The 18,204-nt window shown below is 47.9% G+C and carries 13 protein-coding genes, 1 pseudogene and 1 riboswitch; of the genes and pseudogenes, 4 read left to right on the forward strand and 10 right to left on the reverse strand.

The window, feature by feature from the left end; translation table 11 throughout:
• Positions 1-75: 75 nt before the first annotated feature.
• The gene (locus AACR41_RS02040; protein WP_030008010.1) at positions 76-651 is read left to right on the forward strand and encodes a nucleoside deaminase; all 576 of its coding nucleotides are present in this window, start codon (positions 76-78) and stop codon (positions 649-651) included.
• Here the strand turns inward: AACR41_RS02040 and AACR41_RS02045 are convergent.
• From AACR41_RS02045 to AACR41_RS02060, 4 genes are all read right to left on the reverse strand, one after another.
• Positions 648-1,202: a 2'-5' RNA ligase family protein gene (locus AACR41_RS02045; protein WP_045442461.1), complete on the reverse strand. Its 555-nt coding sequence runs from the start codon at positions 1,200-1,202 to the stop codon at positions 648-650. The two genes, AACR41_RS02040 and AACR41_RS02045, sit on opposite strands and share 4 nt — an antisense overlap.
• 10 nt (positions 1,203-1,212) lie before the next feature.
• Positions 1,213-4,011 (reverse strand): NACHT domain-containing protein, encoded by a 2,799-nt coding sequence (locus AACR41_RS02050; protein ID WP_030008012.1) that lies wholly within the window; start codon positions 4,009-4,011, stop codon positions 1,213-1,215.
• 75 nt (positions 4,012-4,086) lie between these two features.
• The gene (locus AACR41_RS02055) at positions 4,087-4,371 is read right to left on the reverse strand and encodes a DUF427 domain-containing protein (protein WP_030008013.1); all 285 of its coding nucleotides are present in this window, start codon (positions 4,369-4,371) and stop codon (positions 4,087-4,089) included.
• 901 nt (positions 4,372-5,272) lie between these two features.
• Positions 5,273-5,905 (reverse strand): hypothetical protein, encoded by a 633-nt coding sequence (locus AACR41_RS02060; protein WP_030008015.1) that lies wholly within the window; start codon positions 5,903-5,905, stop codon positions 5,273-5,275.
• Between the two features lie 277 nt (positions 5,906-6,182).
• On the opposite strand from AACR41_RS02060, the gene AACR41_RS02065 reads away from it, so the two are divergent.
• Positions 6,183-6,446 (forward strand): Mo-dependent nitrogenase C-terminal domain-containing protein, encoded by a 264-nt coding sequence (locus tag AACR41_RS02065; RefSeq protein WP_072008000.1) that lies wholly within the window; start codon positions 6,183-6,185, stop codon positions 6,444-6,446.
• A 438-nt stretch (positions 6,447-6,884) separates the two neighbouring features.
• Here the strand turns inward: AACR41_RS02065 and AACR41_RS02070 are convergent, their stop codons facing one another.
• On the reverse strand, positions 6,885-7,679 hold the full coding sequence (locus tag AACR41_RS02070) for a nitrate ABC transporter ATP-binding protein (protein WP_045442464.1): 795 nt from the start codon (positions 7,677-7,679) through the stop codon (positions 6,885-6,887).
• Between the two features lie 35 nt (positions 7,680-7,714).
• The gene (locus AACR41_RS02075; protein WP_030008017.1) at positions 7,715-9,445 is read right to left on the reverse strand and encodes an iron uptake porin; all 1,731 of its coding nucleotides are present in this window, start codon (positions 9,443-9,445) and stop codon (positions 7,715-7,717) included.
• A 595-nt stretch (positions 9,446-10,040) separates the two neighbouring features.
• Here AACR41_RS02075 and AACR41_RS02080 point away from each other — a divergent pair.
• Positions 10,041-12,970, forward strand: a pseudogene (locus AACR41_RS02080) (cation-translocating P-type ATPase).
• Between the two features lie 20 nt (positions 12,971-12,990).
• On the opposite strand, the gene AACR41_RS02085 reads toward AACR41_RS02080, so the two are convergent.
• Genes AACR41_RS02085 through ntrB form a run of 4 tightly spaced genes read right to left on the reverse strand, consistent with a single transcriptional unit; the run spans position 12,991 to position 16,721 of the window.
• Positions 12,991-13,584 (reverse strand): exopolysaccharide biosynthesis protein, encoded by a 594-nt coding sequence (locus tag AACR41_RS02085; protein WP_030008018.1) that lies wholly within the window; start codon positions 13,582-13,584, stop codon positions 12,991-12,993.
• A gap of 30 nt (positions 13,585-13,614) precedes the next feature.
• Positions 13,615-14,439: an ABC transporter ATP-binding protein gene (locus AACR41_RS02090; protein ID WP_012305491.1), complete on the reverse strand. Its 825-nt coding sequence runs from the start codon at positions 14,437-14,439 to the stop codon at positions 13,615-13,617.
• A 31-nt stretch (positions 14,440-14,470) separates the two neighbouring features.
• Positions 14,471-15,868, reverse strand: a complete 1,398-nt coding sequence (locus tag AACR41_RS02095) for a CmpA/NrtA family ABC transporter substrate-binding protein (protein WP_030008019.1) — start codon at positions 15,866-15,868, stop codon at positions 14,471-14,473.
• A gap of 13 nt (positions 15,869-15,881) precedes the next feature.
• Complete coding sequence (gene ntrB / locus AACR41_RS02100) at positions 15,882-16,721, reverse strand: nitrate ABC transporter permease (protein ID WP_030008020.1); 840 nt, start codon at positions 16,719-16,721, stop codon at positions 15,882-15,884.
• 97 nt (positions 16,722-16,818) lie between these two features.
• Positions 16,819-16,982, reverse strand: a riboswitch (cyclic di-AMP (ydaO/yuaA leader).
• A 340-nt stretch (positions 16,983-17,322) separates the two neighbouring features.
• On the opposite strand from ntrB, the gene AACR41_RS02105 reads away from it, so the two are divergent.
• Positions 17,323-18,117, forward strand: a complete 795-nt coding sequence (locus tag AACR41_RS02105; protein WP_030008021.1) for a hypothetical protein — start codon at positions 17,323-17,325, stop codon at positions 18,115-18,117.
• The last annotated feature ends 87 nt before the right edge of the window (positions 18,118-18,204 follow it).

Consider the following 18,204-nt stretch of genomic DNA (forward strand, 5'->3'; position numbering starts at 1 on the left):
AGGTGCGCACCTACCTTTTTTTTAACTTTCCGAAGACCCAATGAAATTAACCCAAGACATGGAGTAAAAAGCGCGATGTATCATCAACCGTCGGAAATTTGTTTTCGTTTGCCCCAATGGTTGCAGGCATACAGCAGCCAATATCAACCGACCCCAGGCGATCGCCAAAAAATGCGGTTTGTGGTGGGTGCCGCCCGGGAAAATATTATTCAAAAAACAGGCGGGCCCTTCGGGGCCGGGATTTTTAACATCAAAACCGGGGAACTGATCGCCCTAGGGGTGAACCTCGTGACTAGCGAAAATTTATCGTTGCTCCACGCGGAGATGGTGGCAATGGCGATCGCCCAACGCAAATTTAACCAATACAATTTCAGCACTGCAAATTTGCCTGCCCTGGAGTTGGTTACCAGTACCGAACCCTGTGCGATGTGTTTGGGGGGAATCCACTGGTCTGGCTTAAAGCGCGTAGTCAGCGGAGCTAGGGGCGTTGATGCGGAGGCCATTGGTTTCGACGAAGGGCCAAAACCCCCAAATTGGCAAACGGCCCTTGAACAGCGCGGCATTATCGTGAAAACAGAAGTGGAGCTGGCTTTTGCCCAGGGGGTCTTGCAATTTTATCAGGCGCAACAGGGGCCAATTTATAATGCCTAGGCTAGGTGACGCAACGGAAAATTAGCCCGAACTTGCCAATGGCGGCCATTGTGTTGTAGCAAACTCAAACCCCCAGCGGTAAAATAATGGTTTAGAGAACGCTCCCGAAAAAAGGCCCAGGCCCGGTCAAAATTAGTACGGCTTAAATCTTTAAAAGCGATGGTCACATGGGGACAAAAAGGGCGATCGCCGTAGCGTTGCGCCTGAATGTTTAATTGTGTCCCAAAGGCCGTTTTTAATTGGGATTGGCAGTCTTGGAGTGGGGGAGTCAGTTGGACATCGATATAGATCACGCGCGGCGCAAAACAGTTAAAACCCGTCAACTGTACCGGGAAACTCATTTGGTTCTGGGCAAAGATTTGGAGAACGTTTTCGAGGTGATCAATGTCTTCGACTGGCAATTTAAAGGGCGGTTGCAGGGTAATGTGGGGTGGCGAATTGAGCGCCTTTTTAGTTTGGAATCGCTCAACGCAATAGTATTGCCAGCCAGAGGCGATCGCCCCTAGGTCGGGCGGTAACAACAACGCGACGAAAAATAACGATTGGGCCATAGAGATAAATTTAACAAGATGACCAAGCCCGTTGAAAGACTTCGTAAGGCAAAATTTTTGACCAGTCCCAGAGCAATTTATAACAGTAGCGTCGATTGGGGGAATTGGGGGTTACTGTCTGATAAATGTGTTTTACTTGGGGCAAAACGAGGGGCAGTTGTTCCAGCTCAACTAACTGACCGAGGGTATCAACAGCCAGCTTGAGGGTACTTTTTCGGCGAGCCTGGCGGAGGGCTGTGAGCAGATTGGGAATCAGATCTGGGTGGTCAGGCAAATAACCACTGAGACGAGCAACTAGCCTGGTGCGCTGATCGAGGTTGGTTTCTAGACTCAATTTTTTTAAGAGACTTTGGCTAGCCAGGGCCTGTTCACGGGACGATTTAGGCTGGAGCGATCTCTCCGAGATCCGCTTTGCGGTGCGCCGTCGGGTGGGCAGAGTTTGACTAACAGTATCTGTTTGCACGAAAGGATGATCCGGACAAATTTCCCGGAGGGTGGCGATCGCCTGGGGAGACGTTGCCGCAAGCTCTAACAAAGTGGCGATCGCCTGGGGATGATAGGGCTGGAGTTTACCGAGACGCAGGGCGGCTTTACGGCGGATGGTTGCTTTTTGATCCGCTGCCAGCAGGCGGGTAAGACTGGCAATGACTAGGGCATTATCGGGAACGATGGCCCCTAAACTACGGCAGAGATTAAGTTGAAAATTCGGATCTGCGGTTTCCGTCAGCAGATCTTCGAGGTTGGCGATCGCCGTTGGATTGCCGAAATCATGGTTTTTGCCGAGGCTATGGGCTGCTAACCAACGGTCAAAGGCATCGGGATGGGTCACTAAAAATTGCTCGAGGGTAGTCACCACCCGCTGGCGATCGCTTCTGGAGAGCGCAATGCCTGCCTCCTCAACTAGGGGCGATGGTAACTTGGGTTGTCTCTGGGCGGTGACAAAGCGCCATTGCACCAGTTGATCGATCACTGCTTGCCCTTGGGAAAATTCCGGAAACTCAGCTAAAGCTTTGCCAACAAAACAGGTGGCGCGTACTTCGTAGAAACCACCACAATGGTCTTGCCAGTGCAAAAGCGCTTGCAGAAAATTTTCTTTTTCGCCTGCGGCAATCTCTTCGCGTCCCAGCCACAGCAAAATCGTTTCCTGCCAACCCAACGAAAATATCGGATATTCGCCGCCTTCGTCAATAAAAATCTCCCAGTGGGCGATCGCCGTTGCCGCAAAGTATTCTTGAAACGTTAAATGATGGAAAGCGTAGACATTTTCCCCCGTTGTTGCAGAGCGACTGACCCGCTTTAACCACCCCAATTGGAGCGCGAGGGTAAAAAAATCAGGATCAACGGCATCGAAAAACGGTTGAATTTCAGCCTGACGAAACCGAGCTTTTGCGGGATTTTTTTGAAGCACCTTGAGAGCGCACTGCCCCAAAATTTGATTCAGTTGTTGGCGTTGGGCTTGGGTCGTGGGAAAAGTATCCTGTTTCCAGTCATAGAAAGCCTCCACAAACTGGCGATACAAAATGGCTTTTGTCCCCGGTAATTTGCCTTGGGTGAGCTGCCAGGTGCGACACAGTAAGGTCAAATACAGCGGCTGGCGCGCAACCCCACGAATGCGACTGTGGATACTGCGGTTTAGTTCACCATAGAGGCGATCGCCGAGTTGAGGTTGTCCTTGAAACCATTTTTGGATAAAGCATTGCACTTGTTTGCGCTGGGCATCATCACTAAAGCCCTGGCAACGGTGGATCACAAAATCAGTGAGGGCATTTTTCCCTGTGTCCCACACCGCACTGCGACAACTCAAAACGACGGAAGCATTGCCTAACCAGCCCTGGAGTTCCCGGTCGAGTTTGAATGACGCTTGGCTAAGATTGTCCCCCATTTCATCAAGGGCATCTAAAAATAACCAGACCCGTCTGTTTTGAATCAGTTCAGCAAATGCAGTTTGGATTTTTGGCGCGATGGTAAATTGCTTAAAAAGCTGCTTTAGCCAAACTTCAAGCAAATAATTTTCTAGCGATCGCCCCCCCACGTCGGCCAGGGGGATCCAAACGGGTAGATCTTCGGTTGCCGACAAAGCCAGAGCCAACTGTTGCAAAAAAGTTGTTTTTCCGGCCCCTGGCTCCCCAATGATCGCCAGGCGATTATGGGAGAGATGGCGATATTGCGCCAAAAAATCCTGGGGATCATCGCTTGGGGAATCTTCCTCTGCATGGGTGGCAGTTACTCCCAAGGGCACGTACAAATCCGCTAATTCAAAGGCCATGCCATCCCCCGCCGTTAGGGGATTACTGGTTAAGTGGGTATCCAGCGCTTGCCGACACAGGCTTTGCCAGTCCGGGTGAGTTGGGTCATGATCTGTTTGAGAATTCTCCTGAAAATTATTTTGCTTCTTCTCGGATATCTCCAAGCGACGCGCGGCCCAAGTTTGATTAAACTGTTGTATATTTTCTGCCCGCGCCCAGCGATCGCCCCAGAAATTTAAGGAAAAATGCCAAGTATCAGACCCTCGGATCGTTGTGCGGTGATCCTCTAAAATCCCCAAAAAACTTTCTAAATCCTTGAGGGCCGTTTTCAATTGGGGTACGGTTAAAGGCGTAGTAGTGAGTGCCGTTAAAGTTTGCAAATGGCGCAATTTTGTCTGCACCACCAGTCGTCTGGGGGATTGCCAATGGACTTTTATTGTTGTCCGTAGTCGGTCTAGTTGGCGTTCATCTGCATCGAGGGCATCGTTCGCAAAATCAAGCAAGCCAAACAGTAGCGTGTGCGATCGCCCCTGGGGAATTTTTCCGTAACTTTGCTTTGGCATACCCTCTAGTGTCCCATAAGGATCACCAACCAAAACAACCACAACCCATTGGCGATCGCCTTAACCCTTCAAATCCTAAGACTCGACTTTGACGCCGCGCCAAAACGCCACATAACCTTTAATATTTGCGGCTTTCTCCTTGGGTTCTGGGTAATACCAAGCCGCATCCTTATTTTCTTCTCCGGCTACGGACAAGGTGTAATAGCTAGCCTGACCCTTCCAAGAACAAGTGGTGTGGGTGTTACTCGGCTTAAAATACTCTGTTTTAATGGCATCGGGGGGAAAATAATAGTTGCCTTCTACCACCTCGTAGCGATCGCTTTCTGCCACCACTGCACCATTCCAAATTGCCTGGGCCATCGATATAATCTCCTAATTTTTGCCGTAAAATTATTACGTTTAGAGTTTAACGCACCCGCCTATCTACTGTGGTGAAAACCAAGTCAACTTAGTCTTACAAGCTGCTTTGAATTGTGGGCCTGATCGCCAAGCTTTAATCAGGATTAATTCTGTCAGAAATTATTCTAGGGATAGTCAGCTTAGTGACGAATTCAAAAAATTAAATTAACAGTCACAATATTATTGGAATTTATAAAATTAAACACTATATTTTAGGTTGGTACAGTGCAAAGAGCCCACGCAATAAAATAGATTAACTGCTATTGTTTGCCTTTGGATTCTGCCTTAAGCGCAAAAAAAAATTCGCCCCAATTGCCTAGATCGGGACGAATATAGCTTGATGGAGGAAACTTGTAAAAAACTATGGACGACACCCGGTTGTCATGGGTCAGGTAACTGTGGCGAGCATCGGGGGCGTAGTCGGGCATTCAGTCAAGGGTCGCAATAACCAAAAAATCAGAATGCTTGTATTGGTACATAGTTTCTTTTTGTAATGCTGTAATTGACTGAGACGTTAGAGGACAAGGGCATTTTGAGGGAAAAGGCAAAACCCCATAGAACTTTGCCTTTAGGGTTGGTGATATAAGTTTGACAATAGCATTTAAACTATGGACTTAAAATTTAGTATAGCTATTATTCAATGAAATGTAAACAGGTTCAGCCTTAGTATTCCGAGGAAAAATATAAGTAAAACTTATGATAATGCTGTTTTTTAGGGCGGCGATCGCCTTCAAGGTAGCTACAGTGATGCTGAAATGCCCCAAGCTACCGGAGATTGAGGGGAGTTTTGGTTTAAATTTCTGGAAAAAATTTTTTATTGCTGAGAACGAAGATGTCTTTTTAGATCAAAGAAAAGAGTCAATTATTCAAGAGTTGTATAGATAAGAGAAAAACTTCTACACGTAAAACCCTCCCCAGGAATAGCCTTAATGGACAAACGGCGAGAATCAACTGAATAAAGTATCGTTGGGTTTTGCAATTCAGCGAGAATTCCATCCATTGCACTGGGAGATTGTGCTTCAACAATTGCTCTTTCTTCTGCATTTAAAAACGCAATGGTTTCTGATGTTTCATTAATACTTTCTGAACAACGCAATAGAACTGCCTCAGCGGGAATTTCTATGGCATCTAAGATTCGATTGTAAGCTCTGCCATCATCAAAATTAGAGATTGAATCAAAGAATAAAAAATATTGCTGTTCAAATTGAAAAATATTGACACCCAAAGAACTTGGCGCGAACACGTCATTACTCGGAATATCCAACAACCAACCCCCTTGATTGCTCCCTTGCTGGGGCAGACCGATGAAAATACCAGGGCGATTAATGGGCATTCCCCTCGTATTTGGGTCTTGGTAATAAACCAAACCCTGGAAATCTTCGGCTTGTAATAAGGGAGTAGCACTAATTTGGGAACTTGCCCCAGGAATAACGGCTATGGAACCTAAAATTACGAACGCGATCGCCGCACTATTTTTGGTTAAAGTTTGAAACATGAGTCATGGAGGTAAAAAATATTAAGGTGACAGCTTGAGATGGGACTTGGGATTTGGTCTTTCTGGATTTAATTCAAATATCTTATAAAATACTTCCTTAATTTTAGCTGATCTTTTATATTGGCTGAATTTATCATGCTTAAAAGTTAAGAAAAAGTTATCAAACAAAATTTATATCCATATAACCCGTCAGGAGCAATCTTTTATTTTTATGTTTATTCTAGAAGGAGATTACATAGGTTAATCAATTTGTTTAACTGTTCATTGAGTTAAGGTCATGAAACATCATCCCCTGCAATCTGTGTGTCAGCATCTCAGTCAAATTGAAATTAGTAATCCAATCACAGTACGTCTAATTTGCCGGGTTATTCCTACTTGCTGTCCTTGTGAACGAAAGATAAATCTTTTTGGTGTAGTAATAATTGAGATCCCCCCCTTGTGTAAGCTGAATTCCTTTTATGAAGAGTTAATTGGTTTACGGTTTCGGGCGCTTTCTTATTTAGCCGATGTTTGCCATGAGGATGGCCACCGTTATTGTTAATTAACAGTTCAAGAATTCTTCCATCATGCATAAGCTTCCACAGTCACTACAAGAAAAAAATAACTCTGGTTGGTCTCTTCAGGTTTATAGTGGCGATCGACGCTTGATTTGTATCATCAATTCATCCCATGTTTGGCTCCTCTGTTTGGGGATTACTTTCGGACTCCTATCGGGATTAATGTTTAAAGAAATTATGCCAGAGGTTACTACTAAACCAACGAATTCTGAAATCAATTCAGCACTCACGATGCCTATCGGAATCGATTAGATTAGTCATTGTTAGTTCGATTTACTCATTCAAAAAATCCACGAGATGCGATAGATTAATTATCTATCGTTTTTTATGGCTTGATAATTTTAAAAAGAAAAAAATCTGTCCTAATTGTCTAGATTAAAACAGATACAGCTCGATGGAGGAAACTTTTGAAAAACGAATGACTACGCCGCTTCGTCATGGGCAAACCGATTGTAGAGAAAGTCGAGGGCGTAATTCCGCAATTCGTAATATTCGGGGTCTTCCATAATTCGGTCGCGATCGCGGGGACGGGAGAAAGGAATGGTCAGAATTTCACCAATTTTGGCGTGGGGGCCGTTGGTCATCATCACAAGGCGATCGCACAAAAAGAGGGCTTCGTCGATGTCGTGGGTAATCATCAAGACGGTGCAACGGTGGTCGTTCCAAATTTGCAGCAACTCCTCTTGTAATTCTTCTTTGGTGATCGCATCTAACGCGCCGAAGGGTTCATCGAGAATCAAGACTTCAGGAGGAATTGCTAAGGCTCGCGAGATGGACACCCGCTGTTTCATTCCCCCAGACAATTCTTTTGGTAATTTATCCACAGCATGGCGCAGGCCGACCAGATAAATGTGTTCCTCGACGAGGGCGCGTCGTTCCTGGGCCGAAACTCCCTTCATCACCTCACCGACAGCCAGAGCAATATTTTGATATACCGTCAACCAAGGCAGCAGTGAATAGTTCTGAAAGATTACCATTTTATCCGGGCCCGGTTGCTTCACCCGTTGTCCTTCGAGGGTAACAATCCCTTCCGTGGGTAAATCTAAACCCGCAATCATATTCAAGAGCGTTGATTTCCCACAACCAGAGTGACCGATTAGGGAAATAAATTCCCCTTTTTTAATTTCGAGATCAATCCCCTTGAGGGCCATATATTCATCACCCCCCGACAAGGGAAACACCTTGTCAATACTATCAGCCGCAACAAAAACACTCATAAGTTTTTACCAAGCAAAATGGTGATCAATTAGTTCTAGAAGGTATAAGTCGTACGCAAAGCAAAGACGCTGGTTGTCTCATTTTGGGCATCCCCTTCCGGATTGAAAATTACAAATGCCCCTGGTGTAATGCTGATGTGATCATTGATTTGATGGCGATAAAAGGCTTCCAATTGGTAGGGGGTTTGGCGATCGCCAATATTTGCCGGACTTAAACTCGCCCCATTGCCTGCATCCACCCGATAGAGCGGTTGACCAAACAAAATCCCTGCCGCGTTCCCCTTAGCAAAGGCATCTGGAAAATATAGCCCCGCCATCCAACTGCTCAGATTCGTATAGGCAGAGCCACTCCCCGCTTGATCCGTCATAATGTATGCCCCATAACCCGTCAGATTAACCTTCGGACTAACACGCCAATTCACCGTTGCCCCAAAGGAGTTAAATTGCACCGGGGTGGTCAGCGGCAAATCTCCCAAAATTCGTGTCTCAGCCCCCGTTAAACTCGTACCTGCAATGTTGATCTGGTGGTAGCTATAGGCATAGTTCAAACCCAAATCAAGTTTGTCATTGGGGTAAAGGGTCAGTTGTGTCGCAGCGATAAAACTGCCATTGAACAAGCCAGCCCCCAACGGTGTCCCCGGAAAACCTTCATTACCAGGGATTGCCGCATTGACGGATCCATAGAGTGCCCGCCAATCGATGACATCATTGGGTTTATAGATAAAGCCCGCTGCGGAAGCAAGTCCCGTGCCACTTGTGCCGCCAGACATCCGCAACACCGGATTTAAAGTTGCAAACCGAGAAAGTGCTCCTTGGCCCTCACTGGCAAAGGGAAGAATTGCCGGAAATGCATCGGTGACTTCCGCCTTCGGGCCGATAAATGCCGTCAACTTATCTGTGATTGGCGCAATGTAGAGCAACTTGTACAGACAAAGGCTGTTGTTACCGCAACTGGGTTCAAGATTTTGCGGATTAAACCCAGCAAATTGCGGTTCCCAAGCGAGGCTAGTCATTCCTTCTCCGAGAATAGAGGCATCATTCGGGAAGAGGGTTTCAGCGACGCTACCGGTACCTGTAATGCCTTTACTTGCCGTGAAATTATAGGCTTGCAAACCGGTGATTAGAGCATCTTTGCCGGTAAAACTGGTGGTCAAATTCAGCCGCAGACGATTATTAAAGGTAATCTGAGCATCGTTGCCCTCTGGTTCGCCACCCGTTGCCCCACTGATAGAGAAAATAGCTTCCCCATTCAGTTTTGTGGTCGTTGAAAATTGTTGGTTTTCGAGTTCACTGGTGCGGGCTTCGAGATCATCAACCCTTGCGCCGAGGGTAGCTAATTCTGCCTGAAACTCGTTGGTCAATCGCCGGAGGGTCGCGAGATCGCTAGAGGATACATCGGCATTATTACCTTGAATCTGCCGTTCTAGGGTATTGAGGCAAGCATTTAGTCCGGCGGCAAATTCATAACGGCTCAGGGGGCGATCGCCACGGAATGTTTGATCCGGATAACCAACAATGCAACCATACCGTTCCACTAGACTTTGTAGGGCTTCATAGGCCCAATCCGTCGGCTTCACGTCCCGTAATCTCGATACTGAGGCCATTTGTCCCATGGAGGCCGAGGCTAGATAACGAGTCTCCTGTAGTGTTGGTGAACTCAGCGATGTTTCCGAATTAATTTCCTGGGCCTGTAGTGGCGGAGCAGCCTGAAAAATATTGCCCCCAACGATCAAAGTAGTCAGCCAAAAAAGTTGCTGTTGTCTCATAACAGTAGATTCCTCCTCGATAAATATAAAACTGTTTAAAATGCCCAAGAAAGTTCCAATTGTTTCTGTGCTAAAACTCTAATTACTACAAAGAAAATATGGGTAAGCTGCCATGCCAGTGATGATCAAAAATTTACGACGACTGTATTGATTCATATATTTGTGTTTACTTTGACTAGGTACTGTACTCGATTGATCGAAGGATCAGTGACGGGAAACTGCGAGAGAGAAAGGGCAGAATCCCCAAGGACATTGCCCTTAAACTTGGCCTATTGATAGTCTTTCGACTATGAATGTGAGATTTAATATAGTCCTAAGACCATGACATGTAAATAAGCTGGGGTTGAGTCTTTCTGGGCAAAATAATAACTAAAACTTATCTAAAATTGGTTCAAAAAATGCTTTCGGGTACTGCATCGTGAATTTTTTCTGGGATTGTGGCTATGGCAACTGCAATGTTTATGCTGTGATGTGAGCAAGTCATGCCAGTAGATGATGATGTAAAGAATCGTTGATCCTTATTGGGGAGATTGGTTTGTTTTGGCGTGGGTTGTGACAGCATCAAATGAATTATGTGTTGTGATGGGTCACAGTGATGGAACCAAATCATATTTGGACATTTGTTCCGGAAGATGTTTATGCTGTCCTGGAATCTCAACCTGACGGCTTATCGGCCCAAGTAGCGCAGCAACGTTTAGAAAAGTTTGGGCCAAATGCGCTACCGGAACCGCCCCAACGACCCCTATGGTTGCGTTTTTTAGATCAAGTCACTCACTTTATGGCCCTGTTACTCTGGGTAGCGGGAATTTTGGCATTTGTATCGGGGACGCCGGAACTGGGTTGGGCGATTTGGGCCGTGATCTGGGTGAATGGCATTTTTAGCTTTTGGCAGGAATTCCAGGCGGAAAAATCCCTAGCAGCTTTGAAAAAGGTGTTGCCCGCACAGGTGAAAGTGTACCGAGATGGTGCGCTCCAATCGATTCCGGCGGTGGAACTGGTACCGGGAGATGTGATGCAACTGGAAGAAGGCGATCGCCTTTCTGCGGATGCGCGGTTGGTCGCTTCAGAAAGTTTATATCTGGATCTTTCGGTGATGACGGGGGAATCTTTGCCTGTGGCGCGGAATGCCTATCCGGTACGGGTGCGAGAAACGGCGTCCGTGCGTGATGGCCAGCCCCTCCGCCGGGGAGAACAACCCACCCGAGAAAAAACAAATCCTGCAGAAATTGCCAATTTACTCTTGGCGGGGGCGACAGTTTCGTCGGGGCGGGGGGTGGCGGTGGTCTATGGCACCGGTGCCCAAACGGAATTTGGTCATGTGGCCCATCTAACAACCAATGTGAAACGGGAACCCAGTAGCCTCGAAATTCAGGTGGGTAAGATTGTCCGCGTTATTACGGCGATCGCCTTGACGATGGGCGTGATTGTTTTTCTGTTGACGGAATTTTTAGTGGGGATGGAACTGCGGGAAAGTTTCGTCTTTGCCATTGGCATTATCGTTGCCCTCGTGCCAGAAGGATTGCTGCCGACTGTTACCCTCGCCCTTGCCATGGGTGTCCGGCGGATGGTGCGCAAAAATGCCCTGGTGCGCCGTCTTTCTGCGGTGGAAACCCTCAGCGCCACCACGGTGATCTGCACGGATAAAACGGGCACCCTCACGAAAAATGAAATGACCGTCCATTACCTCTGGTTGCCCTGGTTAACCGAAGCAGAATTGCCTGTTCAACCGCCTCTACAAACCCCTAATCACGGCCAACCCGGAGAAATTCAACCCTTTTTAATTGAAGTCACTGGTGCTGGTTATGACCCTGGATCGGGCACCGTGAATTTAGCCGGAGACTTCACCGCCCGCTGGAAAATTGACCTGTTATTGACGGGGGCTGCCCTTTGTTCTAATGCCCAGCTCATCCACCTCGACACACCGAGCCGCTGGCAGGAAATAGGCGATCCCACCGAAGCTGCGCTGATTGTTGTCGCGGTTAAGGCCGGCTTAAATATTGAACACTTACAACAACAATATCCCCGGTTACGGGAAATTCCCTTTGATTCTCGCCGGCGACTGATGACTGTGGTCTTAGATTGGCAGGAGTCAGATATTTGGCAGAGCGAACTGCCCTGTATGGCCTTTACAAAAGGGGCACCGCTAGAGGTGTTGCGCCATTGTCAGGCGGTGTTGCGCAATGGGGCGATCCAAACTTTGGGCCATGAACAGTGGGAAGAAGTGGTACAAGCCAATGATCGCCTTGCAGCCCAGGGGTTTCGGGTGTTGGGGGTGGCGGCGCGACGGGGACAACGGGATTTGGTTAATCTGCGCGCCCAGGATCTTGAGCGGGATTTAATTTTTATTGGTTTGATTGCGATGTTTGATCCGCCCCGGCCAGAGGTGAAGCAGGCGATCGCCCAATGTCATACCGCTGGCATTAAGGTGACGATGGTGACGGGGGACTATGGCCTCACGGCCCAGGCGATCGCCCAACAAATTGGCATTGTTAATCAGCAAGTCCGGGTCGTCACCGGAGAAGGCATGGGCCATCTGTCTGATGCTCAACTGCGGCAAATCCTGAAATATCGTTCGGGCCTCGTGTTTGCGCGGATGTCTCCCGAACAAAAATTGCGCCTGGTGCAAGCCTATAAAGACATTGGGGAAGTGGTTGCAGTGACGGGGGATGGGGTGAATGATGCTCCGGCTTTACGGGCGGCCCACATTGGCATTGCCATGGGGTTAAATGGTACCGATGTCGCCAGGGAAGCGGCGGATATCGTCCTTACCGATGACAACTTTGCGACGATCATTAGCGCTGTAGAACAGGGCCGCGCCGTTTACCAAAATATCCGCAAATTTATCACCTATATCTTGGCTTCTAATGTCGCGGAGGTGGTGCCTTTTCTGTTGATGGTGGCCCTCAAAATTCCCCCAGCTTTGGTCATTATGCAAATTTTAGCGGTGGATTTGGGCACGGATATGATCCCGGCTTTGGCATTGGGCACCGAAGCAGCAGAAGTGGGCATTATGACCCAACCCCCCCGTAAGAAATCCCAAAATCTCCTGGGGCGATCGCTCCTTGTGCGCGCCTACTGTTTTTTGGGTCTCATTGAAGCGGCTTTAGGTATGGTGGGCTTTTTTATTGTCTGGTGGGGCCATGGCTATAGTCTGGCGGAGCTCCAGGCCATTACCCCTAACCTTTTGCAGCACAGCGCTGATGCGGCTACCACTGCCATCTATGCCCAAGCTACTACCATGACCCTTGCCGTGATTGTCGCTTGCCAAGATGGAAATGTGTTTGCCTGTCGTTCTGAAAATATCTCGATTTTTCGCCTGGGATTTTTTCCAATCCATTAATTTGGGTAGGTATTGCTACTGAGTGGATCTTGGTGATTTTGATTACGAAAAGTGCTTTTTTCCAGGAGATTTTTTTCACCGCTCCCCTCGAACCTTGGCAATGGCTTACATTGATTGTTTGCCCGCCTCTGATTTTGGGTTTTGATGAATTGTGGAAACGCTTTTTTGCGCCTCGCTGGGACTGATACCAGGGGCAGCTTTATTTTTATTGAAAAATGACTTGAAAAATATTGCTCCCCGTCCACAGCAGACCAATAATGACCCCCATAAAAACCAAGGCGATCGCCATGCCGATCAAGCTCAAAACCCCATCATTTTCCTGGAGGCCGAGGGCCGCAAAAAAAATGGCGATCGCCGGCACCGTATTCGCCCCCGGAATCGGTAAAACCACCAATAGGGCCATGGCCGACAAAACAATTCCCAAAATAATTCGTCCCGGCAGACTGTGACAAATGGGCGTCAGACGGGGTTTTGTGATTTTCTCGACCCTTTTTAACCAGGGAATCAGATAACCCATAAACCGCTGAATTTGCGGTAGGGAAAAAGACGTTTGGAGAACTTTGCGGGGCACCCAAGGTTTAGACTGCCCCAGACATAGTTGCAGGGTGATCGACAGCATCGCCATGCCAAAAATAAAGGAGGTGCCAGGAATTGCAAAAATACTCAAAAAAGCAATGAGCGCCAGGGGAAAACCAAATAATCTTTCCTCGGTGAGGGCAAAAACATTGGCTAGGCTCACCTTCTCCGGACGTTCCTCCTCAAAAAAATAGTGGTGTAGTTTTTCAGAAAGTTTTTTCATGCTGACTGGGCGAGCCAAAAAACGGCTTATTTACTGATAGCGTTCGAGAAAATCCAGGGCCTCATTGCGCAGATCATAGTATTTCTGAGTTTCCCGCAGTTCGTGGATATGTCGGGGTCGAGGGAGATCCACCGTTAAAACTTGCCCAATTGTAGCCTGGGGGCCATTGGTCAGCATCACGATTTTGTCAGACATAAACAGGGCTTCGTCAACGTCATGGGTAATCATCATCACGGCCTGGCGGTGGTTTTCCCAAATGTCGAGGACTTGGGTTTGCAGTTTCGGTCGGGTCAGGGCATCGAGGGCACCAAAGGGTTCATCGAGGAGGAGCATTTTTGGCCGAGTCGCTAAAGCTCTCGCAACCCCTACCCGCTGTTTCATCCCGCCAGAAAGTTCGTGGGGATATTTGTCGGCGGCGGCGGTGAGATTGACCATGTGGATATGTTCGTTAACAAGGTGGCGGCGATCGCCTTTAGAAAGATGCTTGTGAACTTCATCCACAGCTAGGCGGATATTGTCCCGGACCGTTAACCAGGGTAAGAGCGCGTAGCCCTGGAAGACCATCATCCGGTCAGCACCGGGGCGGCGAATCAGTTTGCCCTCTAGGGTGACATGGCCAGCGCTGGGTTTTTCTAAACCCGCAACGATCCGCAGCAGGGTCGATTTACCGCAACCAGAATGGCCAATGACAGAAACATATTCCTGGGCACCAATGGTGAGGTTGATATCTTCGAGGACAACAAACTGACTCCCATCGGCCTTGGGATATTGTTTGTGAATATGCTCAATGGCTAGAAAAGTATCGTTGGGAGATTCCATGGCGGCAGGGGAGGGGAAAGATTGGGGTCTAGTCATAGATTTGGGATGCTAATTTTGTAATGGGGGTTTAACTGACGGGATAGATTTGGGGACGGTTGGCCCGCAGTTCAAAACTATTGAGGTAACCGACTGGGTCGCTTGGGTCGAAGGCTTTTTGGTCGATAAAGGCAGTGGCTGGTTCTACCTTGTAATCTTCGCTGGGACTGGTAATCCCCATTTCGACGGCAATGTCCCGGTAAAGATCGGTGCGCCAGGCTCGCTTGGCGATCGCCTCTAGATCGGTTGGCAATGTTTCAATTTGGCCCCAGCGGGCTGCTTGGGTCATTAACCAAATCCCCTGGGACTGCCAGAGAAATGTGGAGTGATCATGGGGAATTGTCGAAGTTTCGGGGTGCAGCTCAAAAAAGGTCGTCGTATCTAAACTGCTCTCTAGCCGTTGCTGGGCATCAAAACCGCCATAGTCGTAATCCCCGACAATGGCCGGACGAGTATAGTTCACGTTGGCCCCTGTAAAGGCCCGTTCAGCAATAATGCTTGCCACTTCTTGCCGATGATTGGGGTCGCCACAATACTGACAGGCTTCGATTAAGGCTTTGACGAGGGAGCGGTAGGTTTTGGGGTATTGTTCAATGAAAGATTCTGCCACCGCCAGCACCCGATCCGGATGGCCCCGCCACACATCTCGCCCTTGGATGAACGTAAACCCAATGCCTTCATTTTTGGCGATCGCCCTAGTATTCCAAGGTTCTGCCACCATGTAGGCTTGCATCGCCCCGATCCGCATATTGCTCACCATCTGGGGCGGCGGCGTAATGACTAATCGCAATTCCCGCATCGGATCAAGGCCAATGGCGGCGACTAAATAACGGGCAAAATATTCATAAATCGAAGAACTTAGGGGAATCCCCCAAGCGCGGTCATCAAGGGGAGATTTTTGCCAAAAACTGCGGAGATCTCGGCCAAATTTAGCTAAATCACCTTGGTAATCTGGCCATGGTTTTATGCCAGCCTCCCAAAGCTGTCGGTTCATGGTTAAAGCATTGCCATGGCGGTGGAGGGTCATCGCTGCCACCAACGGAAAAGCCCTAGCTCCTTCGGCACCAATTCGCGCATTGGTCACAGCCCCAGAAACCACCGGCGACGCATCCAATCGACCGAAGATCAGTCCATCACGGGCATTGGCCCAACTGGCTTCGCGACTGAGTTGGACATTCAAACCGTATTTCTGGAAAAAACCTTTTCTGTAGGCGATCGCCAAGGGCGCACAATCATTCACTGGCACAAAGCCCACCGTTAAATTCGGTTTTTCCAAACTTTCTGGCCGTACCAAGGGCTCAACCGCTAAAGCGTGGGGTAAACGACCCTGAATCTTTTTATCCGTTGGGGCAGTACAAGCACCATAAACTAATGCCGAAGCCGTTGCCCCCATCCCAAACACAAAGGAGCGTCTACTTATTTTATTCATTGCAGTGATGCTCCTAATGCTGGGCCGGACGATGGGTAATCGCCGTTTGTAGATATGCGAGGGCCGAATCTAGGATCAAGCCTGTGATGCCGATGACAAATACCGCCAAAAATACCGAACTCACATTCAGACGATTCCATTCGTCCCACACAAAAAAACCGATACCAATGCCTCCGGTAAGCATTTCCACCGCGACAATGACCAACCAAGCGACTCCCATGCTGATCCGCAGACCTGTGAAAATGTAGGGTAAACTCGCTGGCAAAATAACCCGCCATAGTTGTTTCCAGCGGGGCATTTCTAACATTCGCGCGACTTCGAGATAATCCCTCGGTACCTGGGCCACACCTTCTGCGGTGTTGATGATCGTTGACCAGAGGGAGGTGATAAAAATGACAAAAATCGCCGAGGGTTCTGCCCCATTAAAAATCGACAAGGCGATCGGTAGCCAAACTAAGGGCGATACAGGTTTGAGAATTTGAATAATTGGATTAATTGCGAGCCAGGCATTACGGGAGAGGCCAATCCAGATTCCCACCGGGATCGCCACCAAAGCCCCCAAAATAAAACCAATAATCACCCGGCGCAAACTGGCCAGAAGCAACCAACCTAAACCCAAATCCCCAGGGCCGCGCCGATAAAAGGGATGCAGAATAAAATCTAGGTTGTTGACCAATGCTTCTAGGGGCGTCGGCATCATTTCGCCCCGCACTAAGGCGATCGCCCACCAGAGCAGTAACAATCCCCCAAAACCATAGAGGGGTAGCCAAACTTCTTTCTGGAGACTCCCTTGCCAAAAAGGTGGTACCAAAAACTTTCTGACCCCACGGGCCAAACTTGATAATAAAACCATGCAAAATTACCTACCCTTTTTCAATAAATAGAGGGAAGTGATTGGTAACTGACAGTCGTTGTCTGGGAATTCTGATTTACGGTGCGATCGCCGCACTTCAGTCTTCTTCCGATGCTGACGAGGTTAGCTGACGGGCTAGGACTGGAAGATGTCCCTTTTCTGCATATCTCAGAAAATAAGCCCCTGTGTCTTCCCGGTTGGGTTGACGGGTGGTTCCCCCGCTTCAAGGCTTCGTAACCTTGAACTAAGCTGACTTACTCAGTTGGCCTATAAGCTAGCATTTTTTTAATGGATTTGTAAACTAATATATTGACCACCCCCAAAAAATATCAATGTTATCGGATATGTGATAAATATTTTCTCTTGTTTGTTTCTGAAAAAAGTTTAGTGAAATTATCAATCAAAAATAATATTCTAAAAATAGAAAAAATCCCAATTTTTTAGTTGTTGTAATTTTTTTGGTAGTAATAATTTAGACAATCGATGATTTAGTTTTAGAAATAAATCATGGGGAATATAGTTTAGAAATAGCCAACCTCGCGTAAAAATTGTTTACGATCAGAGTGAAGTTCAATTGTTGAGACTGACGATTATAGATTCCATGTTAAATTTCGACCGTGATACCCGCCGCCAGTCCCTAAATCTTGTGGCGATCGCCGCGGCCTTTGTGACTAATATCTTGGCAAATATTAAGCCCCTGGACGGTTTAACCATTGCTGAGATTTCTGACCAATACTTTGCCGCAGTGCCCATTGTGCCTGCCGGTTATGCCTTTTCTATTTGGGGCTTGATCTATCTCGGTTTGATTTCCCTGGCCATTTACCAAGCTTTACCTAGTCAGAAACAAAAACCCCACGCTCGCAAATTGGGTTATGCCCTCGCTTGGAGTAGCTTGGCGCAAATTTTGTGGGTTATTGCCTTTCAATATCAGCGCTTTGTCTTGTCTTTGGGGTTAATTGCCCTCGTGTTATTGCCTTTGGTCTTGCTCTATCAACGGTTTGCGAGTGGGCCCAAGCCATTGCCCAAAAAAGTGAAGTGGTTTATGCAAATGCCGGTCTCGCTTTATTGTGCTTGGATTACGGTGGCGACGATCGTGAACGGGGCCTGCGTTTTAGATTACCTGGGCTGGCAGGGCTGGGGCTTAGGGGCAGCCTTCTGGACAGTTAGTTTGTTGATTGTGGGGATTCTCTTGGCGATCGCCGTGACAATGAAACATCGAGATGTCGTCTATGGCGGTGTATTTGTCTGGGCTTGGGTGGCGATCGCTGTCAAAAATTGGAGTCAGGGAATTATTCCCCTAGTGGCGATCGCTGCTGCCCTCGGTTTAGCTGGTTTATGTGGTGTGATTCTTTGGTTTCCCCAGCGCCTCTCGATTTATCCTACGTCGCAAAAATGAAAGTAACTAATTTTCAGGTTTTCTAATCTTCCGTAAGCTTCATGGCGTTGGCGATCGCCTGGGAGAATTAAGGTCACGGGTATCTAT

Origin of the sequence: Picosynechococcus sp. NKBG042902, from assembly GCF_963864045.1 — a bacterium.
GTDB lineage: Bacteria > Cyanobacteriota > Cyanobacteriia > Cyanobacteriales > MRBY01 > MRBY01.